Origin of the sequence: Flavobacterium sp. LC2016-23 (assembly GCF_009674775.1) — a bacterium.
Lineage (GTDB): Bacteria > Bacteroidota > Bacteroidia > Flavobacteriales > Flavobacteriaceae > Flavobacterium.
In genome coordinates, this window is sequence record NZ_WKKE01000026.1 from 16923 (window position 1) to 39209 (window position 22287).

General features: G+C 37.6%; 21 protein-coding genes. 13 read left to right on the forward strand and 8 right to left on the reverse strand.

Annotated elements, in window-relative coordinates:
• Nucleotides 1–166 precede the first annotated feature (166 nt).
• The 7 genes from GJU43_RS19375 (at nt 167) to GJU43_RS19405 (ending at nt 8335) form a co-directional block, all read left to right on the forward strand.
• Nucleotides 167–511 (forward strand): hypothetical protein, encoded by a 345-nt coding sequence (locus GJU43_RS19375; protein WP_154343074.1) that lies wholly within the window; start codon nt 167–169, stop codon nt 509–511.
• 117 nt (nt 512–628) lie between these two features.
• Nucleotides 629–1432: an MbnP family protein gene (locus GJU43_RS19380; RefSeq protein WP_154343076.1), complete on the forward strand. Its 804-nt coding sequence runs from the start codon at nt 629–631 to the stop codon at nt 1430–1432.
• A 233-nt stretch (nt 1433–1665) separates the two neighbouring features.
• Nucleotides 1666–2709, forward strand: a complete 1044-nt coding sequence (locus tag GJU43_RS19385) for a cytochrome-c peroxidase (protein ID WP_154343078.1) — start codon at nt 1666–1668, stop codon at nt 2707–2709.
• A gap of 288 nt (nt 2710–2997) precedes the next feature.
• Complete coding sequence (locus GJU43_RS19390) at nt 2998–3957, forward strand: transporter (protein WP_154343080.1); 960 nt, start codon at nt 2998–3000, stop codon at nt 3955–3957.
• Between the two features lie 102 nt (nt 3958–4059).
• Nucleotides 4060–4404 (forward strand): hypothetical protein, encoded by a 345-nt coding sequence (locus tag GJU43_RS19395; RefSeq protein WP_154343082.1) that lies wholly within the window; start codon nt 4060–4062, stop codon nt 4402–4404.
• Nucleotides 4405–4494: 90 nt separating this feature from the next.
• On the forward strand, nt 4495–6654 hold the full coding sequence (locus tag GJU43_RS19400; protein ID WP_154343084.1) for a TonB-dependent receptor: 2160 nt from the start codon (nt 4495–4497) through the stop codon (nt 6652–6654).
• Between the two features lie 76 nt (nt 6655–6730).
• On the forward strand, nt 6731–8335 hold the full coding sequence (locus GJU43_RS19405; protein WP_154343086.1) for a PepSY-associated TM helix domain-containing protein: 1605 nt from the start codon (nt 6731–6733) through the stop codon (nt 8333–8335).
• 73 nt (nt 8336–8408) lie between these two features.
• On the opposite strand, the gene GJU43_RS19410 is transcribed toward GJU43_RS19405, so the two are convergent.
• From GJU43_RS19410 to GJU43_RS19425, 4 genes are all read right to left on the reverse strand, one after another.
• The gene (locus tag GJU43_RS19410) at nt 8409–9071 is read right to left on the reverse strand and encodes an RNA methyltransferase (RefSeq protein ID WP_154343088.1); all 663 of its coding nucleotides are present in this window, start codon (nt 9069–9071) and stop codon (nt 8409–8411) included.
• Between the two features lie 55 nt (nt 9072–9126).
• On the reverse strand, nt 9127–10101 hold the full coding sequence (locus GJU43_RS19415) for a sulfotransferase family protein (RefSeq protein ID WP_154343090.1): 975 nt from the start codon (nt 10099–10101) through the stop codon (nt 9127–9129).
• 24 nt (nt 10102–10125) lie between these two features.
• The gene (gene cysC, locus GJU43_RS19420) at nt 10126–10662 is read right to left on the reverse strand and encodes an adenylyl-sulfate kinase (protein ID WP_154343092.1); all 537 of its coding nucleotides are present in this window, start codon (nt 10660–10662) and stop codon (nt 10126–10128) included.
• 131 nt (nt 10663–10793) lie between these two features.
• A complete protein-coding gene (locus GJU43_RS19425; protein ID WP_154343093.1) occupies nt 10794–11429 on the reverse strand; it encodes a hypothetical protein in 636 nt (211 codons plus the stop codon).
• A 95-nt stretch (nt 11430–11524) separates the two neighbouring features.
• On the opposite strand from GJU43_RS19425, the gene GJU43_RS19430 reads away from it, so the two are divergent.
• From GJU43_RS19430 to GJU43_RS19440, 3 genes are all read left to right on the forward strand, one after another.
• Nucleotides 11525–12223 carry an NAD-dependent deacetylase gene (locus tag GJU43_RS19430; protein WP_370455661.1) on the forward strand — a complete coding sequence of 233 codons (699 nt, stop codon included), beginning with the start codon at nt 11525–11527 and terminating at the stop codon, nt 12221–12223.
• A 79-nt stretch (nt 12224–12302) separates the two neighbouring features.
• Entirely contained in the window at nt 12303–13649 is a 1347-nt protein-coding gene (gene purB, locus GJU43_RS19435; RefSeq protein WP_154343097.1) for an adenylosuccinate lyase, read from the forward strand.
• A gap of 237 nt (nt 13650–13886) precedes the next feature.
• Nucleotides 13887–16121, forward strand: a complete 2235-nt coding sequence (locus tag GJU43_RS19440) for a cation:proton antiporter (RefSeq protein WP_154343099.1) — start codon at nt 13887–13889, stop codon at nt 16119–16121.
• A gap of 95 nt (nt 16122–16216) precedes the next feature.
• Here the strand turns inward: GJU43_RS19440 and GJU43_RS19445 are convergent, their stop codons facing one another.
• From GJU43_RS19445 to GJU43_RS19455, 3 genes are all read right to left on the reverse strand, one after another.
• Nucleotides 16217–16855: a peroxiredoxin gene (locus GJU43_RS19445; protein WP_154343100.1), complete on the reverse strand. Its 639-nt coding sequence runs from the start codon at nt 16853–16855 to the stop codon at nt 16217–16219.
• A gap of 92 nt (nt 16856–16947) precedes the next feature.
• Nucleotides 16948–18165, reverse strand: a complete 1218-nt coding sequence (locus tag GJU43_RS19450) for an MFS transporter (protein ID WP_154343102.1) — start codon at nt 18163–18165, stop codon at nt 16948–16950.
• Between the two features lie 19 nt (nt 18166–18184).
• Complete coding sequence (locus tag GJU43_RS19455; RefSeq protein ID WP_154343103.1) at nt 18185–19096, reverse strand: AEC family transporter; 912 nt, start codon at nt 19094–19096, stop codon at nt 18185–18187.
• A 116-nt stretch (nt 19097–19212) separates the two neighbouring features.
• Between GJU43_RS19455 and GJU43_RS19460 the strand changes: the two genes are divergently transcribed.
• The 3 genes from GJU43_RS19460 (at nt 19213) to meaB (ending at nt 21715) form a co-directional block, all read left to right on the forward strand.
• Nucleotides 19213–19620, forward strand: a complete 408-nt coding sequence (locus tag GJU43_RS19460) for an Rrf2 family transcriptional regulator (protein WP_154343105.1) — start codon at nt 19213–19215, stop codon at nt 19618–19620.
• Nucleotides 19621–19675: 55 nt separating this feature from the next.
• On the forward strand, nt 19676–20317 hold the full coding sequence (locus GJU43_RS19465; protein ID WP_154343107.1) for an NAD(P)-dependent oxidoreductase: 642 nt from the start codon (nt 19676–19678) through the stop codon (nt 20315–20317).
• Nucleotides 20318–20623: 306 nt separating this feature from the next.
• Nucleotides 20624–21715 carry a methylmalonyl Co-A mutase-associated GTPase MeaB gene (gene meaB / locus GJU43_RS19470; RefSeq protein WP_154343109.1) on the forward strand — a complete coding sequence of 364 codons (1092 nt, stop codon included), beginning with the start codon at nt 20624–20626 and terminating at the stop codon, nt 21713–21715.
• 27 nt (nt 21716–21742) lie between these two features.
• Here the strand turns inward: meaB and GJU43_RS19475 are convergent, their stop codons facing one another.
• Entirely contained in the window at nt 21743–22285 is a 543-nt protein-coding gene (locus GJU43_RS19475) for a hypothetical protein (RefSeq protein ID WP_229655090.1), read from the reverse strand.
• Nucleotides 22286–22287: the final 2 nt, after the last annotated feature.

Genomic DNA, 22287 nt, shown 5'->3' on the forward strand with positions numbered 1-22287 from the left:
ACTAAAACTTCAACCAAATAAACCCAACAGGTTTTGAAAACCTGTCGGGTTTGTCTTTTAAAAAAATAACAAAAATTATTCGTTATAAAACGAATAAGATGTATTTTTGCTGTCGTAACAACGAAATCAACCTTTGAAGAAGTTTTTTATCATATTACTTTCCTTTATGCTCTTAGTGCCATCCTTTGGCAGTTTCTTTGTTTATACCTCATTCAAATTAAATCAGGACGAAATTTCAAAAACCATTTGCGTACAGCGTAAAATGCTTTTTAATTCCTGTAACGGTCGATGCGAACTTCAAAAAAGTTTGAAAAAATACGCCGACAACGAAAAGAAAATGCAAAACAACCTGAAAGAGAAATCAGAAGTAGTTTACATTCAGAATACAATTACAAACGAATTCAAATTAGTAGCGACAATAGTAACTAAAGCAAAACTTTTTGCTTCTTTAGATAAAAAACCTATTTCGGTTTCAACTGCTACTTTTCGTCCTCCCTCCTGTTTTATATAATTTTTTAAATCGCATTTCAATGTATTGTTGAGATGATTATTTCGTTGTTCCAAAAACAATGAAAAGTTGTTGACGCACACCATCAATTTAAAATTACAATTATATAAAATTCATCAAATGAAAAATACTTTATACAAAGCCATAGCTCTTGTGGCAATTTCTATAGCGCTTAGCTCCTGTTCAAGCGACGATAACAAAAATGATTTATCAGGATCAGGAAGTTTAATTTTAGAATATGACAACGGATTTGGCGCAAACGACCTCATCTTAAACACTCAGGGCAATACGACTTCTAACAACGAAGTATTAAAAGTCAGTTTAGTTAAATATATCATTAGTAATGTTGTTTTAACGAAAGCCGACGGAAGTATTTATACTTATCCAAAAAGCAAAAGCTACTTTATTACTGATGAAGGTTCGGCAGACGGACACGAATTTAAACTTACCGATATTCCTGCAGGCGATTACGTAAAAGTAAAATTCGGAGTGGGCGTTGACGAAGAACAATGGAAATTAGGCGCTGCCGGCCAGGGTGATTTTCTGGCAAAGGCTGATGCTGCCGGAATGATGTGGTCCTGGGCTGCAGGCTATAAATTTCTCGCTTTCGAAGGTACTTTTACCTCCCCGACCGTTGCGACACCTACCCCGTTTATGATTCATACCGGTAAAACCGGAACCGATTATAATTATACCGAAGTCTCCCTCGATTTACCAACAAAAGCATTGGTACGCACTACAATCACACCAGCGGTTCACTTCAAAGTTGATTTATCTAAAATCATTGACGGAACGAACAAAATCAAACTTTCGGATAACAATTCGGGAGGAATGGGTGCTATGATTATGGGTGGGGCTAACTTACCGCTTATTACGCAGAACATCTCTGCAATGTTCAAAGTAGACCACGTACATAACGACTAATTTTAGTATCAGGAGCACAAAATTTCGGTTTACCGGAAATAACGTCCCGCTTTCCGTTTCAATCTTTTTATCCGCCGCGGCGGATAAAAAGGATTTCCACTGCAATCGGGGCTAGGCTACCACTTTTTGTACTTCCAATAAACCAAAGAACAATTGCGCCCCTTATAATTTGTGCAAATTCGAGCAATTAGTGGCAAAAAATAAATCCGTTTGTTCTTTATAAATAAAAAATCATGCTGAAAATAAAATATTTTCTATGGCTTATGATTCCGTTGTTATGGAGTTGCTCTAATCAGGAAGACGAGGAATATGTAAACATCCCTTTGGAATTTAAAGTTCCGTCAAACTTTCCTGCCTTAGCATATAATCTTGCACAGAATCCGCCAACAGAAAAAGGATTTGAACTGGGTAAAAAACTGTTCTATGACGGACGTTTAGCATCAGACGGAATCGTTTCCTGCGGCTTTTGTCACATACAAGCCAACGCGTTTACACATCACGGACATACAGTAAGTCATGGTGTAGATAATGCACAAGGAACCCGAAATACGCCGTCTATTCAGAATCTGGCGTATCAGACTACATTTATGTACGACGGAGCTGCAGACCATTTGGACTTGCAGCCTATAATTCCGTTAACGAATATCATCGAAATGAACGGAGATCTGAATACCATTCTAAAAATGATGAAAGCTGACAAAGACTATCAAAAACTATTCGGGCAGGCTTTTGACGATGGTGCTATTACCACCGAAAATATGCTGAAAGCACTTTCACAATTTATGGTTATGGTTACGTCATCAAATTCGAGGTTTGACAAATACAGGCGAAACGAAGCTGGCGGAACTTTAACGGCTGATGAATTGGCTGGTTACGGCTTGTTTAAATCAAAATGTGCTTCCTGTCACGCTACAGATTTGCAAACAGACAATTCATTCCGAAACAATGGCCTGGCCGTAAACCCCATGGTAAACGATGTTGGCCGTTACAGATTGACGGAACTTGCGAGTGACTATTACAAATTCAAAGTCCCAAGCTTACGAAATGTGGAAGTTTCAGGGCCTTATATGCACGACGGAAGATTTGGAACCTTGGAAGGCGTTTTGGATCATTATGCAAACGGTATAGAAAACTCGGCAACTCTGGATCCCCTGTTAAAACAAAACGGAAAATTGGGAATTTCACTTTCTGATACTGATAAAAAACAAATTATAGCTTTCCTGAAAACGCTGACCGATAATCAATATTTAACTGATAAACGTTTCTCGGAATATTAGAGAAAAATAAAGCCCACAGATTGTGCGATTTTACAGATCAACACAGATAAAAGCAATTGAAATCGCATTTAAAAAATCATTGGAATCAATTATATCTGTGGCAAAAAATAAATTATAATGAAAACCGGAGCCCTGGCCCCGATTGCAGTGGAAAGCCTTTTTGATAAAAGACCAAATTTTTCCTGAGTTTATAAAGCGACCAGCGGAAGCTTTGTAAACTTATAGAAAAATGGGATTTTGAAAAAAGCTTGCAACGGAAAGCGGGATTAGCCCCTAAAAAAAATGAAAATGAAAAAAATAATAGTAGTGTTTGCGCTTCTGGCTGGCTTTTCGGCTTTTAGTTTTACGGAAAAAGATAGTATTTCGGCTTTTACGTTCAGGCGTTTGGCCATGCTGGAGGATTTTGACTGTGATGCCTGCGGCTGCTCGGCAAGTGGAGGAAGTATGGGCTTTGGTTCGATGCTGAATAATAATTTTGCGGGTCTGAGATATCTGAAACAAAGTTATACGAGTCGCGACGGAATCTTCGCCAATTCTCCGTGGATGGATGAAAACTTCAACACCGTTCAGGCGTGGGCCAGAATTCCGGTTACAGAGAAAATCCAGATTTCGGCTCTGGTTCCTTATCATTTTAACGAAAGGAAATTAACTTCCGGAACCGAAAATATCGCCGGATTAGGAGATATTACCATAATGGCGTTGTATACCGTTTTTGAAACTCAAAAGGACAGCACCTTTTTTACGCACAAAATAAACCTTGGCGGAGGTGTAAAACTTCCGACCGGAAAGTTTACAGAGGCTAATAATTTAGGCAGTGTCAACCAGAGTTTTCAGCTGGGAACCGGAAGCTGGGATTTTCCTGTAGTGTCAGAATATGTGATCAAACACAAAAACCTGGGTTTAAACACCACTTTAAACTACATCTTTAAAACTGAAAACAGCAAAAATTACCAATACGGTGACCAGTTTAATTATGCGGGAACCTTCTTTTATTTGTTCGATTTAAAATCGGTTCAGATTGTTCCGCAGGCCGGTCTGGCAGGTGAAGTTTACCAAACCAACAAACAGTACAGTCTGGGTTTACCTAATACTGCGGGTGATATTTTGTTCGGAAAATTTGGAATCGAAGCCGGAAAAGATAAATTCTCCATTGGAATAAATGCGATGTTGCCGATTAATCAAAATTTATCGAATGGCAATATGGAAGCAAATTACAGGTGGAGTGTGAATCTAAATTATACTTTGTAACCGTAAAAAAAACAGATTATCAAACAGAGAGCAGTTCATCCTGTCTGCCCTCGTAAACAACAGAAAGCTTTGAAGCGATTTTTGATCCTATTTCTTTCCTGCATGCTTTTACTGCCCACATTTGGCAGTTTCTTTGTTTACACCTCTTTCAAATTAAATCAGGACGAAATTTCAAAAACCATCTGCGTACAGCGAAAAATGGTTTTTAATTCCTGTAACGGCCGATGTGAACTTCAAAAAAGCCTGAAGAAATATGCTGACAATGAAAAAAGAATGCAGGACAATCTGAAAGAAAAGGCAGAAGTGGTTTATATTCCGAATAGTGCGCTAAACAATTTCAAGTTAGTCGCACCGTTAGAAAAGCGAAGAGCCATTTTTGCTTATTTTAATAAAAAACCAATTTCGGTTTCAGGTTCAACTTTTCATCCTCCCTCTTATTTTGTATAGATTTTCGTTCCGCTTTTCATTTTTTTTGACAAGCTTTTCCGGGATTCCATCAATAGAATTCCAGTTACTTTAAAATTTATATGATTTAAAATGAATAAAACATACCTCCTCTTAGTATTACTGGGACAATTTGTCTTAGCACAAAATAAAACAGAAAAAGACACCACACAATCACAGGAACTTGAAAACGTTTTTGTAACCGCCAACCGAACTGCAACCTTACGCAAAGAAACACCTGTCGCCATTAGCAAAATAACGGCCAAAACCATTAATGAGACCAAAGCAACTGCCGTTTACGAGATCATCAACAAAACGCCGGGCGTCTTAATGGTCAATTTAGGAAACGAACAGCACATGATGTCAATTCGCCAGCCGATGACCACTAACGCCTATTATTTATACCTGGAAGATGGCTTACCGATTCGACCAATGGGAATCTTCAATCATAATGCGTTGCTGGAAATCAATCAGTATAATCTGCAGAGCATTGAAGTGGTAAAAGGTCCGGTTTCTTCTTTATATGGACCCGAAGCTGTTGGAGGAACGATCAATTTAATTTCGCTAAAACCACCTGTTGATCCGGAATTTAAATTTGGGGTTCAGGCTGACAATTATGGCTACAGAAGATTTCAGGCCGCCGGCGGTGCCACAATCGGAAAAGTGGGTTTTCATATTGCCGGAATTTCAAGCCTTCAGGAAAATGGATGGATGACGTATTCGGATTATAACAAAGACAACCTGAATGCCCGAATCGATTATAACATATCTCCTTCTACCCGACTGATCAGCAATACCATGTACGGCAAATATTACTCCGACATGAGCGGAAGTGTTAATGAAGACGCCTTCAACAACAGAACCTATAAAAGCTCTTCTGATTTTACATATCGAAAATCTGACGCTTTAAGAACGCGACTGACACTTGAGCATGACTGGAATGACAAATCAAGCAGTTACATTACCGCTTATTTAAGGGATAACAAACTGGGACAGAATCCTTCCTACGGAATCCGATGGAGTCCAACCGTAAATCCGACAACAGCCAAAGGAGAAGTAAATTCGAATAACTTTAAAAGTTACGGCGCTATTGGGCAGCATACGCAAAAGTTCGATTTCCTGAATACTAAAATTGTTGCAGGTGCTTTATACGATTACTCTCCCGTAACTTATTGGTCGTATGTCATTGACTTAAAAGCAAACTTAAATCCGGGCGAAGCGGGGAAACAAACGGTAGATTCTTATGAAATTATCGCAGAACATCCGGATTCGAAACTGGCGGATTATACTGCTGATATTTTTAATACCGCGGGATATGCTCAAATAAGCATCAATCCGTTCGAAAAATTTATTTTTACTCTTGGCGGCAGATACGATAATATGAAAGTGAATTACGACAATGCATTAGATCTTTCCTCCGGAAGCAAAGTGTATGATAAAGCTACTTTTAAGATTGGAGCCAATTATAATCCCATTGAATATGCCGGATTTTACGGCAATTATTCACAAGGTTTTGCACCTCCGGGAATTACTTCAATTTTCAGAACGAAACCCGGAACTGGCGGAACTACTGGAGTTCCTGCCGATTTCTATTACAATTTGGAGCCCGCTACATTCGATAATTACGAAATTGGCGGCTGGCTTTCTTTCCTGGAAAACAAACTAAACTTCGATTATGCCTTGTATTATATGGAAGGCAAAAATGAGTTGTTGAACATTAAACTGGCGGATAACTCAACCGATTACCGTTCTGCCGGAGAAACGCGCCATAAAGGAATCGAGTTTGGTGCTTCGTATCGTCCATCAAAACAATTCAACATCCGTTTTGGCGGAACTTATGCACAACACACCTATATTGATTTTAAACTCTCTGATAAACCTAGCGATCCGGTTCAGAATTTAAACGGAAAAGAAATGCCCGCAGCACCAAGATGGTCCGGAAATTCTGAGGTGAGTTATTATCCAGACTGGATTCCCAATCTAAGAACTTCTGTTGAATGGCAGCTGGTGGGCAGTTATTATCAGGATCAGATCAATACCGTAAAATATGGCGGTTATAATTTGTTCAACGCCAGGATTGGTTACCAGTGGAAAAAAATTGAAATCTACGGAAATGTACTGAATCTTACCGATAAACTATACGCTTATAATGTTTCCCGAGCCAATACCACAAATGCTCAGCCTACTTATACGGCGGCTGCGCCAAGAACGTTTGTCTTTGGAATTCAGTATAATTTTTCACTAAAAAAGTAATCTAAAGTTTTTGCCACAGATTAAAGCAATTCAAAATCCTTTACATCTGTGGCTAAAAAAAAATCAGAAGCTAATCATGAGTAAAGAAAGAAATAAAAAATATTCAAAAAAGAAAGATTCTAAATTCATTAAGAAAATCAAACAGCACATGTACAAATGGCATCGTGTTATTGGATTAATTACAATTGTTCCGGTGCTTTTCTGGACATTGTCCGGTTTGATGCACCCTTTTATGGCGCATTTTTTCAAACCCGAAATTGCCCATGAGAAACTGGAACAGCAAATAATTGACAAAAATCAGCTGCAGCTTTCGATTCAGGAAGTGCTGAAGAAAAACAGCATCAATGATTTTAAAAATTTCCGAATCGTTTCTTTCAACAATACGACCTTTTATCAGGTAAAAATGATTCCGGGAGATTTGTTGTATTTTGATACGTCAAATGCTAAAAAACTCGAAAACGGAGACCGAAAATATGCAGAATGGCTGTCACGCTATTTTCTGGACGACCAAAAAAGTCCGGTAAAAAAGAGCGAAGTCGTCACCGAATTTACTTCACAATACAAATATGTAAACCGTTATTTGCCGGTGTACAAAATAACGTTCGATCGTTCTGATGCTATGGAAGTGTATGTGGAAACTTCTTCAGGCAAACTGGCGACCTATAACCCTAAATCCAGACAGGCTTTTATTTGGTTTTTTGATACTTTTCACAACTGGTCATTCATTGATGCTATTACCAACAACAGTATTCGAATCATCACCATGATTTTTTTATTGTCCATCATCGGATTTTCTGCCTTAAGCGGCATAGTAATCTACGGTTTGTTGTGGAAGCAATTCAAAAAAACAGATCAGTTACAGCCCAAAAAAGGACTGAGAAAATGCCATCGTCAGATCGGAATCTGGGTTTCGCTTTTTACTTTAACGTTTGCTTTTAGCGGAGCGTATCATGCCACCACAAAGTGGGCGCCCTACACGTTATCGCAAATGGTTTATGAACCCACATTTTCTACAAAAGAAATTCCGTTACCAAACAACAACTTAAATCTGGACTGGAATCGTTTTCAAAATATTGGAATCATCAGCCTGAATGACAGCACCTATTATCGCTGTCAGCTCGTGGAAGCAGAAACTAAAAAATTCAAAAAGCCAAAAGCAGACCCCAATTCTAAATGGAATAAAAAAGACGAACCAAAAACAGAGGTGGTGTATATCAATGCGGTCACAAACAAAATCGCCCCCAACCTGGATTTTGATTATGCTGAATTTTTAGCGTATTATTTTACAGGTGGTGCCCCAAGAGAAGCGTGTTGCGAAATGATCGAAAGCAGTGATGATGAGCCCCAGCCTTCATTGGAAAATGCAAAATTACTGGAATCAAAAGTTTTAACCGATTTTGAAAGTCGGGAATATGGTTTTGTCAACAAAAGATTACCCGTGATAAAACTGGCTTACGACACACCCGAAAAAACCACTTATTTTATCGAAACAGCGACTTCAAGGCTTGCGGCTGTTGTTAAAAACTCCGATAAAGTGGAAGGGTATTCGTTTGCCATCCTGCATAAATTTTTATTTATGGACTGGGCCGGAAAAAATATCAGGGATTTAACCATGGTTTTGGCAGCACTGACCATTTTGGTGGTAAGTATTCTGGGGTTTATTCTTTTCTTAAAGAAATAGATGCTGAGGTACTAAGTCTCTAAGGTTCTAAGAAGAAAAACTCAGAACCTTAGAAACTTAGAGACTTATAACCTTATCTCGGATTTTCCTCAAAATATCTCGCTTCGATTCTCCTGATATCTTTGATGGAACTTTTTGCCCAGGCCAGACGTTTTTCAAGGATTTCTTCTTCCGATAATTGCCAGGCAATAGCTGAATTTCGTAATCGATTCGTAAGGTTTTGAATGATAATGGCCGCTGAAACAGAAATATTCAGACTCTCAGTAAAACCGACCATGGGTATTTTCAGAAAGCCATCTGCTTTCTCCAGAATTTCCTGTGAAAGTCCGTCGCGTTCCGTGCCGAAAAACAAGGCACTCGGTTTGGTGATATCAAAGTCTTCCATCAAACAATCGTTTTCATGAGGTGTCGTGGCAATAATCTGGTAACCCTTATTTTTTAAAGTAGAAAGACAATTCGTAATCGAATCAAATTGATTGATATCTACCCATTTCTGGGCACCCATTGCAATTTCCTTATCGATTCTTTTACCGTAACGCTGTTCAATAATATTCAATTCCTGAATTCCGAAAACTTCGCAGCTTCGCATTACGGCACTGGTATTGTGCATCTGAAAAACATCTTCGACAGCAATCGTAAAATGTTTGGTGCGGTTCGCCAGCACTTTTAGAAATTTTTCTTTTCGGTTATCCGTCAGTATATTTTCAAGAAAGGCGAGGTAATCTAAATCAGTCATTTTTGCTTGTATTTGCCGCAAAAATACTAAAAAAGAATCGTTAATAAAGTAGTTCTTAATTTCTGTCGGCCAGTTGTCCGGATAATTTACTTTCTAAATTTTCATACAAACGATTCACCTCGCTTAGATCTATCGCTAAATTTTCACTTATAAAAGAATCCCCTTTAAAAGTGTTTCCTTCATTTTTAGAATGCTTTTTCAGACGTTCGTACATCTGATCGATTTCTTCGATATAATAATCGCCGTCTATCATATCAATAACCTTTTCGAGAATATCCCTCATTCCGTCTTTGTAATTGTAGACCAGCACATTTTGATCTTTTTCATGAAAATCAAAATAGGCCTGATAATACTTTTCAAGAACTACCGCACTATATTGCTGGAAGCTGATTTCTTCCATCTCCTTAGTGGTAATTCCAAAAATTTCGGAAGGGAGTAAATTGGGAACCATATGCATTCCTTTGAGTTTGGAATGTGATTTTAATACTTCTGTCGGATTTCTGTACAACAGCACAAAAGGCAATTCAGGAAAAAGGGCTCTTAATTCACCTGCTTCAAAGATGTGCCAGGAATCTAATTTTACCACTAAATTCTTTTCTTCAGGAAATCGTTTTTGTCCCAGTAAAGTGATTACGGCTTTTATCAGTACTTTTTTTTGAGCCGGATCAAAAAGTTCACTTCTTAGGATCGCATCAAGAATCGGAGCCTCTGAAACAACTATATTCTGCGGGGAAACGGCCAAAGACTGCGCCAGCATGGTCGAGCCACAACGCGAGACATGAAACACAAAAGCTTTTAATTGCGCAGCAACCAATTGGTCTGCCCAGTCAATAAGATTAGCTGCGGTGCTCACTACTTTAAATCTTTTTGAATTGTTCGAATGACTGATGCATTTTACCAGTGTTTCCTCAAAAAAAGGATCCAGATATCTTTTGTCTCCCAAATAAATCCACTCAAAATATACCTCTCCCTCTTTTTCAATTAACTTGTTCGGAATCCAATGCAAAAGTGGGTGATTTGTATTTTCCATGTTTATGAGATTTAGTTATAGGGTTTACTGAACAGTATTGTTTATGTTATCCAGTATAAAAGAGTATAGTTTATGTGTTGAAACAAACTCTGTTTCTGAATCTGTTTTTAAGGTTAAATCAGCCTTTAAAGGAACTTCATACACATCACTTATCCCTGTAAAATTGTTGATTTTATTGCTGTCAGTATCGGGCAGCAGTGCTTTTTTGTACAATCCTTTTGGATCTCTTTTAATCAGATTGTCTATCGAGCAGTCGAGATAAACTGTTCTGACAAAATGATGCCGGCTGATTTCATTTCTTAAATCTTCGTAAGGATTGATTACCGACATTAAAACAATAACCTTAGACTGAATAAAATCCTGCCCGACACTAAAAAGGCGTCTCACATTCTCGTATCGGTCCTCTTTTGAAAAGCCCAGATCTTTACAAAGTGTTTTCCTATAAATGTCTCCATCTACGATTTCAACTTTGTGTCCTTTCTCCAGGAGTAAATGCTCTACATTTTTAGCTAATGTAGTCTTTCCGGAACCTGACAAACCTGTAAATTGTATTAATAGCATCTAAAAATCTTTTTTTTACGGATAAACAAAACGATATAAATCAATATTTTGCTGTTTTATTTATAGTAAAAATACTAAAAAAATAACACGGCCAATAGTTATATTTTAGTAGATTGAAGATTCCTTATTTTTTAAACAGAATCAACATTTTTACTGTCAAGTATATTTTTTACGACATTATACAAAAGAAAAGTATTCCAATCTTCTTTATAGGAGTATCCTCTGTTAAATTCCATCGGATTTTCATTCGAATAAATAGAAATATAGGTTGAATACTTATGAAGTCTTACATCTTGCCACAGAATTAGTTTTTTTTCCTGTTTTAAAAGCTTTGTTACGAGAATAATTACACCCTCCGGATTAATATTAACTTCTCCAATATTGAAAGATATACCAGCTTCAAACTCTTTAATAAATTCACTCACTTGATTTTTAAAATATAAATCCCAAAGTGAATTTATTATTGTTCCGTAAAGTTCATGATATTCCTGTTTTTTCAATCCAAAATAGGTACTGAATTTTATTTTGAGTACCTCATCGTTATAATTCCTTACATAAACCTGATACTCTCTGCCAAAAACAATATGATATCGATACCATGTAATTCCATACCTGAATTCCTTAATCTCATTGGATTTAAAAGCGGTAAACGTATCATTTGCCAAATCTTTATCTTCAAATTTTATAAATTCAGGATGAAGGTGTAAGGGTCTTTTATAATTATCTAAAAAGCTTCTTTTAATTTTTACTTGAAGTTCTGGTACCAATTGAAAGTATTTAAGTTGTGCTAAAAATAGTATTTTTATTTTATAATTTTAGCTTTTAACTATCTTTGAAAAAAGGTAAAATCAAATTCAATATTGTGATAAATAATAAAAAGAAATTAGTCATTTTAACCGGTGCCGGAATCAGTGCCGAAAGCGGTATCAAAACCTTTAGGGACAGTGATGGTTTGTGGGAAGGCCATGATGTGATGGAAGTAGCAACTCCCGAAGGCTGGCACAAAAACCAGGAATTGGTATTGGATTTTTACAACAAAAGACGCCAGCAGCTCAAAAAAGTGCTGCCGAATCAGGGTCACCGTATTTTAGTCGAATTAGAACAGGATTTTGACGTGCATATTATCACTCAGAACGTAGACGATTTACACGAGCGGGCCGGAAGTACCAAAGTATTGCACTTACATGGTGAACTGCTGAAAGTTAGGAGTACGCAAAACCGTAATCTGATTTTAGATTGGGAAGACGATTTGTTTACCGGAGATTTTGATGTAAACGGACATCAGCTGCGTCCACATATTGTCTGGTTTGGCGAAGAAGTGCCTGCTCTTGAGGAAGCGATTAAAATAGTGGAAGAAGCAGATTATTTTGCCGTAATCGGAACCTCGCTGCAGGTCTATCCGGCTGCAGGTCTGATTTCTTACACGTATAGCACTACACCTGTTTTTTATATTGATCCAAAGCCTATTGCAATTCCGAATATTCAGAATAAAGTAGAAATCATTTCCAAAATTGCTTCTGAAGGAGTGGCGATTTTAAGAGACCGTTTAAAATCAATTTAAAAGTACAATTGCCCGTTTTGATGACTTCTAATCCCCAAATTCTGTTTATATTTGCACCTTTCGAACAAACAACATAACAATGACTACTTTAAACGAATTGAATGCTATTTCTCCAATTGACGGAAGATATAGAAGTAAAACCCTTTCATTAGCGCCTTTTTTCTCTGAAGAAGCCTTAATCAAATACCGTGTATTGGTTGAAATTGAATACTTTATTGCCTTGTGCGAAGTACCATTACCACAACTAAAAGACGTAAACCCCAATTTATTTGACAGTTTGCGTGACATCTATAAAAACTTTTCTACTGAAGATGCCCTTTGGATCAAAGAAACAGAGAAAGTGACCAACCACGATGTAAAAGCAGTAGAGTATTTTATCAAAGATGCTTTTGAAAAACTGGGTTTATCTCAATACAAAGAGTTCATTCACTTCGGATTAACCTCTCAGGATATTAATAACACTGCGATTCCGCTTTCTACAAAAGAAGCTTTTGAACAGGTTTATATGCCGTCCTTAATTTCCTTAATTTCAAAATTAAAAGAATTAAGCACAGAATGGGCAGCCATTCCGATGTTGGCGCGTACACACGGGCAACCGGCTTCCCCTACACGTTTAGGGAAAGAAATTCTGGTTTTCGTGGAGCGTTTGGAAGAGCAGCTGCGTTTGTTGTTCAATGTTCCGTTTGCAGCTAAATTTGGCGGTGCGACCGGAAATTACAATGCGCATCATGTAGCCTATCCTCAAATCGACTGGAAACAGTTTGGAAGCAAATTTGTTGAAACAGGTCTTGGTTTGCACCATTCTTTTCCAACCACACAAATTGAGCATTACGATCATTTTGCCGCATTTTTTGATGCTTTAAAAAGAATCAATACAATCATTATCGATTTGGATCGTGACATCTGGACGTATGTTTCGATGGATTATTTCAAACAAAAAATCAAAGAGGGTGAAATCGGATCATCGGCTATGCCACATAAAGTAAATCCGATTGATTTTGAAAACTCTGAAGGAAACTTAGGAATGGCAAATGCTATTTTCGAACATTTAGCGGCTAAATTACCAATCTCAAGATTACAGCGTGATTTGACTGACAGTACGGTGCTGCGTAATATTGGCGTTCCGATCGGACACACTATTATTGCTTTTGAAGCCTCCTTGAAAGGTCTGAACAAATTACTTTTGAACGAAGCTAAATTTGCTGAAGATTTAGAAAAAAACTGGGCGGTTGTAGCTGAGGCAATTCAGACCATTTTACGTCGTGAAGCGTATCCGAATCCTTATGAAGCATTAAAAGGTCTGACCCGGACAAATGAAGCAATTGACAAAAAAGCAATTCATAATTTTATTGCGACTTTAGAAGTTTCTGATGCTGTAAGAGCTGAATTAATGGCAATAACACCTGCTAATTACGTCGGAATCTAAATAAAACACAAAATATTCTCTCAAAAAAAGCTATCTTTAACGATAGCTTTTTTTTATTAAATACCATTGGAAGTTAGCCCGGATTGAAATAAAAAGTCTTTTATGAAAAAATGAATATTTTTTTAGCGATTACAGAGCGACCATTGTAAGCTGCTCTAACGGCATTAAAAATAAGTGTTTTGAGTAAAAGCCTGGAATGGAAAGCTGGATTAAGTTCCTGAAAAAACACCTATTTATATGATTACCTTAAACGCCGCTGCCGCAACTACACACCATTTACAACCTTTAATCAGCGACCTCGGATTGATTCTGATTACCGCCGGGATTGCTGTGCTATTATTTAAAAAAATGAAACAGCCTCTCGTTTTAGGCTATTTGATTGCCGGATTCCTCGCAGGAAACCACTTTGATTTCTTTCCTTCAATCACAGAAATGAAAAGCGTTGAAGTCTGGGCCGAAATTGGCGTAATTATTCTCCTCTTTAGCCTTGGGCTCGAATTTAGTTTTAAGAAATTAATGAAAGTCGGCGGAACAGCCTCTATTACCGCCATTACACAGATTATTACCATGGTCATTATTGGTTATCTCGCCGGACAATGGATGGGCTGGTCCCAAATGGACTGTATTTTTCTGGGGGTCATTTTATCTATTTCTTCCACCACTATCATCTTAAAAACCTTTGATGAACTTGGCGTAAAAGCACAGAAATTTGCCGGAATTGTTATTGGATCCCTAATCGTACAGGATATTGTCGCTATTTTAATGATGGTTTTACTTTCTACCATTGCCGTAAGCCAGCAATTTTCCGGAAGTGAATTAATGATGTCGGTTCTAAAGTTAATTTTCTTTTTAACGGCCTGGTTTGTGGGCGGTATCTTTTTTATTCCGACCCTTCTTAAAAAAGCCAAACATTTACTAACAGATGAAATGCTGCTGATTATTTCACTTGCCTTATGTTTAATGATGGTAAGTTTCGCCGCCAATGTTGGTTTCTCTCCTGCCCTAGGTGCTTTTATAATGGGATCCATTATTGCCGAAACTACGCAGGCCGAACATATCGAGCATTTAATAAAACCCGTTAAGGATTTATTTGGCGCTATCTTTTTTGTATCAGTCGGAATGTTGATCGACCCGAAAATGCTTTACGAACATGCCTTTCCGGTTGCTATCTTAACACTACTTACGATCGTTGGCCAGTCTGTTAGTTCTACTATTGGAGCTTTACTGGCCGGACAGCCTTTAAAACAGTCGGTACAAACCGGAATGAGTTTGTCTCAGATTGGTGAGTTCTCGTTTATTATCGCCACCCTCGGAATGACCTTAAACGTCACAAGTTCGTTTTTATATCCGGTAGTGGTTGCGGTTTCTGCCGTTACCACTTTTACCACTCCGTTTATGGTCAAATACGCGGTACCGTTTTCAGAAATCCTCGAACGAAAGCTTCCGAAAAAATGGGTTAAAAACATCAACCGTTACAGTGTAAATGCCCAGGCCATAAAATCGGTCAGTACCTGGCAAAAAGTGCTGCATGCTTATATTGTTCAGATTGTGTTACATACTATTGTTATTGTGGCAGTGATTTTACTGTCTTCAAAATTTGTAGCGCCATTGGTTATTGATACCCGATTCGGAAACACCCTTGCAGCCCTTATCACTTTGGTTATCATTGCTCCGTTTTTATGGGCACTTTCGTTGCGACGCATAGCAGTAGAAGAAGTTGATGAATTGTGGGCAGAGCGAAAATACAGAGGTGCCCTACTAATGCTGATTCTGATTAGAATGAGTCTCGGCCTGTTCTTTGTTGGATTTTTACTGAATATTTTCTTCTCGCCTTTAATCGCTCTGATTGCTTTGGTAATTGCTATAGGGGCCTATCAGATCTTCCCTAAAAAGCTGAACGAGCAATACCACAAAATAGAAAATCACTTTCTAAAGAATCTGAACGATCGCGAAAACAAAAAAATTGACCGAAGATATGCCAACTTAATGCCATGGGACGGTCACATGTCCTTTTTTGATATTGGAAAAGAATCCAATCTGGCAGGTAAGACTCTGGAAGAATTAAGAATCAGGGAACAATTAGGAATCAATATTGCTTACATAAAACGTGGAGAGGTAACCATACCTATTCCAACCAAAAACGAACGCCTGTTCCCGGGTGATGAAATCTGTGTTATTGGTACCGATGCCCAGGTGACTGAATTTACGAAATTTCTAAATCAAAATGAAATAGAAGCTCCGGCAAAAGTAGAAGAAACGAATATCGTATTGCGACAGCTCGAAGTCTCCCAGGAAGAATTTATTCAAAAATCTATTGGACAATTCAGATCTAAAACAAACGGAATGGTTGTAGGTATTGAGCGAAACGGAAACAGGATACTAAATCCGGAATCCAGTTTAGTATTAGAGAAAAATGATATCCTTTGGGTAGTTGGAGACAAAAAAAGAATGTCTGATTTGTTAAGGTCCTAAGAGACTAAGCTGCTAAGGTACTGAGTCAAAAAAAAAAGGTTCTAAGTTTTCTATTCTGAAAACTTAGAACCTTAGTACCTCAGAACCTCAGCCCCTTATTTATTAGGCTGCGGAGTCATTCGCAAATACGGTTTGATTGGCGTATGCCCTTTTGGGAATTTCGCCGGAATATCACTATCGGGCACTGCGGGTGTGATGACCACATCTTCTCCGTCTTTCCAGTTTGCAGGAGTTGCCACGCTGTAATTTGCAGTTAATTGCAAACTATCAATCACACGAAGCAATTCGTCAAAATTTCTTCCTGTAGAAGCCGGATAAGTCAGCGTCAGTTTAATTTTTTTGTCAGGACCAATTACAAAAACCGAACGCACCGTAAATTTCTCACTTGCATTTGGATGTAACATGTCATATAAAGTCGCTATTTTTTTATCCTCATCAGCGATTATCGGAAAGTTAACCGTTGTATTCTGAGTTTCGTTAATATCTTTAATCCACTCTTTGTGAGACTCCAGACCATCTACGCTTAAAGCGATCACTTTTGTATTTCTTTTTGTAAATTCAGGAACATAATTGGCAACTGTACCTAGTTCAGTGGTACAAACAGGGGTAAAATCTGCAGGATGCGAAAATAAAACGCCCCATGAATCCCCTAACCATTCATGAAAATGGATTGTTCCTTCTGTTGTTTCGGCCTGAAAATCCGGAGCTATATCGCCTAATCTTAATGTTGACATAATTTAAAGTTTTTTTAGTTCCTCTAAAATTACTAAAAAAATAATTAAAAAAAACTAAACTCTACTTTTTCTATCAATTTTAAGATAATAAATTATTTCTTCTTTTGAATGTTTGGCAGAAAGTATGCTAAAACGCCAATTAAGGGTAAATACGAACTTATGATATACACATATTCAATACTGGTTTTATCCGCAATATAACCTAAAACAGCAGATCCTAAACCACCCATTCCGAATGCAAAACCAAAAAACAAACCTGAAATCATTCCAACTTTTCCCGGTTTTAATTCCTGTGCATAAACCAAGATAGCCGAGAATGCAGAAGCAATCACAATTCCGATAATAACAGCCAGAACACCGGTCCAGAATAAATTGGCGTAAGGCAAAAGCAAGGTAAAGGGTGCGGCTCCTAATATAGAAAACCAAATGATATATTTTCTTCCAAAATGATCTCCTAACGGGCCTCCGATTAAAGTTCCTGCCGCAACAGAAGCCAGGAAAATAAATAAGTAATATTGTGATTCCTGAATGCCTAATGAAAATTTACTCATTAAATAAAAAGTAAAATAACTAGACATACTGGCCATATAAAAAAACTTCGAAAAAATCAGCAGCAATAAAACAAGAATCGAAATGGTAATTTTTCTATTCGATAATGCAACTGTTTCTTCTTCTAAAGAGGTCTTTTTGGCAGCTCTTAAACTCATATGATTTTCGTACCAAACGGCAATTCTTGACAAGATACCAATTCCGATAACACCTGCAATGACAAACCAGATTACATACGATTGCCCATGCGGTGCAACAACTAAAGCCACTAATAAAGGTCCGACAGCACTACCGGCATTTCCGCCTAACTGAAAAATAGACTGTGCCAGACCCCGCTTTCCTCCGGATCCCAAAAAAGCAACTCTTGACGCTTCGGGATGAAAAATAGAAGAACCTATCCCCACTAAAGCCACCGAAACCAGTATCATTACAAATGAAGTTGAAATCGATAATAATCCCAATCCCAAAATCGTAAAAATCATCGCTGCTACGAGTGAATACGGTTTTGGTTTTTTATCCGTATAGAATCCAACAAAAGGCTGTAATAAAGAGGCTGTCAGCTGGAAAACAAACGTAATTAATCCGATCTGCGTAAAACTCAGATCGAAGTTTTCTTTTAGGATCGGGTATGTGGACGGAATTACGGATTGCATTAAATCATTTAGTAAATGTGCAAATGCTATTGAAAATAATATCGAATAAACTGTTTTTTGCGCTAAAGCGCTGCTGTCGATTGCAGCAGTCTGAGTAGATGAATTCATAATGTGGTAAACAAAAAATTTATATAAAACTAACTATAAAATACCAGACGGCAAGGGTTATGAACGAAACCGGTATTCCGAAACCAATCATCATGCTGCTTAATTTAGGTTTTAATCCGTAAGTCGAAGCCAGAATTGCACCGGTTATCATGGGTGCCATTGCCATTTCCATAACTGTTATTTTAATAGCCTCTGAATGCTGTTTTAAAATCAAAACATATAAAATCAGGATTACCAGAGGAGCCAGAATTAATTTATAAAAAAGTCCGAGTCGCAAAAATTTCCAATGTCTGCTTTTTCGGTCAAATGTAAGCTGCAGACCTACCGAAAGCAAGGCCAGAGGTGTAACAAAACTTCCAATTTTCAATAGAAGAGCCTGTAAGTCGTCGTTAAATTCAAAACTAAAAACATTCATCAGGCAGGCAAAAACGAAAGTCAGAAACGGAGGAAAAAGAGCCACCTTTTTTAGAATACCGAAAGCATCCGCACTTCCCTTAGAATAAAAAGCAGCCACGAAAACACCTAAGGTCGAAACTACGACAAATGTCCCCGGCTGATCGACAAGAACGGCTGTCTCCAGACCTTTTTTTCCAAATAAGGCTTCAATTATCGGATAACCCAAAAAAGAACTATTACTTAATCCTGCGGTGAGAATCATGCAGCCAATCAATTTATTAGACCAGCCCATTCGTCTTCCTAAAAAATGAAAAAAGATAAAAGCCAGCAGAAAACTAATCCAGCCTGCTCCTATTGGAAATAATAATTCCGGATTCCATTTTATTTTTGGAATATGATATAAGGTAATCGCAGGCAGGCAAAAATAAAGGACAATTTTGTTTAAATACTTGTAGATATTCACCGGAAACTGCTTTATTCTTTGCAAAAGCAAACCTAAAGCCAGGAAGAAGAATATTAGAATAAAGTTGTTCATAGTGCAGGATTAGGACAAAAATAGGGATTTATAAAACACTGAAGAACATTAATTTTTAGTTAAAACTTTTTTTTATAAAGAAAACGTTTTATATTTGTAACATATTTTATTACAGTATGATTTCAGGTAAATTTGCCATAACGATTCACATTTTAACTTTACTCACTAAATTCCCCAATGATTTTTTATCATCGGAATTTATTGCAGGAAGTATGAACCTAAATCCTGTTTTGGTTCGTAAAGAGATTGCGAATTTAAAAGCACATCATATTGTAGAAAGTAAAGAAGGAAAAAATGGGGGTACCAAATTATCTAAGGAAGCTTCAGATATCACTTTAAAAGAAATATTCGAAATGACTTTTGACAAAATCAATTTAGGTTATGCCAAAAATCAGCCGAATCCTGACTGTCCGGTTGGAAAAAAAGTCAACCAGAATTTGGCTGAGTTATATGACGATATCAACGAAAAAGTAGGTTTACAATTGAAAAAAATCACACTGGAAGATTTTTCGAGTCAGTTTTAATCCCTTTTTTTACACAAAACTGTAACATTTTTTATTACTAATTAAATTATATATTATGAAAATTGCAATCATTGGAGCTACAGGATTTGTTGGCTCCGCTATCTTAAACGAACTAGCATCCAGAAACCAGGACATCACAGCGATCGCCAGAACTCCAAAAGAAACATCCGCTGTAAATTGGGTAGCAGCAGATATTTTTAATGTGGATATCTTGGCTGAAACGCTAAAAGGACACGATGTTATTATTTCTGCTTATAATCCGGGATGGGCTAATCCTAACATTTACGACGATTTTATTGCAGGGTCAAAAGCCATTCAGGAAGCGGTTAAAAAATCAGGTGTTAAACGTTTTATCACGATTGGTGGTGCGGGAAGTTTGTTTGTAGCGCCAGGTTTACAAGCGGTTGATACTCCGGATTTTCCAAAAGAATATCACGCCGGAGCAACTGCAGCAAGAGATTATTTGAATCTTTTGAAAGAAGAAAAAGATCTGGACTGGGCCTTTTTTAGCCCTGCTTTCGAAATGCATCAGGGAATCACAACCGGAAGAACAGGAAAATACCGTTTAGGTTTAGAAAACCCGGTTTTCAACGATGAACAAAGAAGTATTCTTTCGGTTGAAGATTTAGCAGTTGTTATTGCCGATGAAGCAGAAAATGCAAGACACCATCAGGTTCGTTTTACAGCGGCATATTAAGAGGAAGGTTCTGAGGTACTGAGTTGCTGAGGTACTGAGACTATAGGCTTTTTTTTGCCACGAATTACACGAATTTTCACGAATTTTCACGAATTTTTTTTCTCATTTTTGTCATCCTGACGCAGGAAGGATCACACTCGTAACTCCACACAGAAAGTCGCCAATCTTTGTAGAATATCAATGTGATCCTTCCTGCGTCAGGATGACAGCACTAAAAAAATCTTGTAAATTCGTGTAATTCGTGGCAAACTAACTTTTTGAAACTGTCTTTGTTTTCTGTACTTTTACAAAACCAAAAAGCACACTTTGTCAAGTTTAAAAAAACAATCAGGCAGTTTACACGAGAAAGCCGGGATTTCACCTCCTGAAATCACCAATAGTGCTGCTATCCATCAGATTCAGAAAAACAGAAGGAAACAACCTTCATCGGCTGAATTAATAAATGGAATTCTGGATCAGAACAGAACGGCTTTAAGCCGTGCTATTACTCTGGTCGAAAGCACTCATCCTGAACATGCTGAAAAAGCAAATGAAGTAATCCAGGGGTGTCTTCCTCATGCCAATAAATCCATACGCATTGGGATTACCGGAGTTCCGGGGGTTGGGAAAAGTACTTTTATAGAAGCTTTTGGAAAATTCCTTACCGCGTTGGGTAAAAAAGTGGCCGTATTGGCAGTTGATCCAAGCAGCTCACTGTCACATGGAAGCATTTTAGGAGACAAAACCCGAATGGAAGAATTGGTAAAGGATGAAAATGCTTTCATCAGACCGAGTGCTTCCGGAGATACTTTGGGCGGAGTTGCCAGAAAAACCCGTGAATCGATTATTTTGTGTGAAGCCGCAGGTTTTGATACTATTATTATTGAAACCGTTGGTGTAGGACAAAGCGAAACCGCTGTTCACAGTATGGTTGACTTTTTTCTGTTATTGAAAATTTCCGGTGCCGGTGATGAACTTCAGGGAATCAAACGTGGTATTATGGAAATGGCAGATGCTATTGTCATCAATAAGGCCGATGGTGACAACATCAAAAAAGCGCAGCAGGCGAAACTGGAATTCAACAGGGCTTTGCATTTATTTCCTCCAAAAAAATCAAACTGGCAGCCAAAAGTTACGACTTGCAGTGCCATCACCAATGAAGGAATTTCTGAAATCTGGGAGACTATTTCCCAATATTTTGTAAAGACAAATGCATCTGGTTTCTTTCAGGAAAAACGAAAAGAACAAAATCAGTTCTGGATGATGGAAACTATCGATGAACATTTGAAATCAAACTTTTACAATCAGCCCGGGATTATTCGGCAATTGGAACAAATTAAAAAAGCGGTGCAAAATGATGAAATATCACCTTTTGCAGCCGCCCGGTTTTTATTAAGTGAATATAAAAAACAGCTCTAAATTCCTTAAAGCTGTTTTTAATTTCATTTACTTCTCATTTACATTAATTGCAATGGTATAAGTTCCTTCACTTTCTTGAATAGGATATTTACCAGGAGTTAAAATGTCTGAATTGAATTTTAAAGATTTCACTAATTCCGGAGCTATAATTTGCCCCTCAGGTATTACATAAACTCCGTTTCTTACTAATTCTTTCTGATGCTCTGCAGTCAAGGCACTTTTTTGAATTTCCATAACAAAATTTCCTTTTTCATTTGCAACACGTACCGGTGTTCCGGTAGGTTGTGGTTTAAAAAAGTTGTGCCAGCTAAAGGTATAAATATCATAACAAAATCCTTCTGGCTGACTGCAATCAATGTTATGCGCTCCCCAATTTCGCACAATAATTGCATCGTCGTCATAGATTCTTCTGGAAACTGACTGATTTTGCTGCTCTGTTTTTAAGGATTCCGCATTTTGATCTTCACCGGATTCGTTGTTACAGCTTATAAAAAAAGCTGCAAACACAAAAACGAACATTCCTTTTACTACTTGAGATTTTTTTAATTTTTTTTGTTGTAAATTTTTCATAA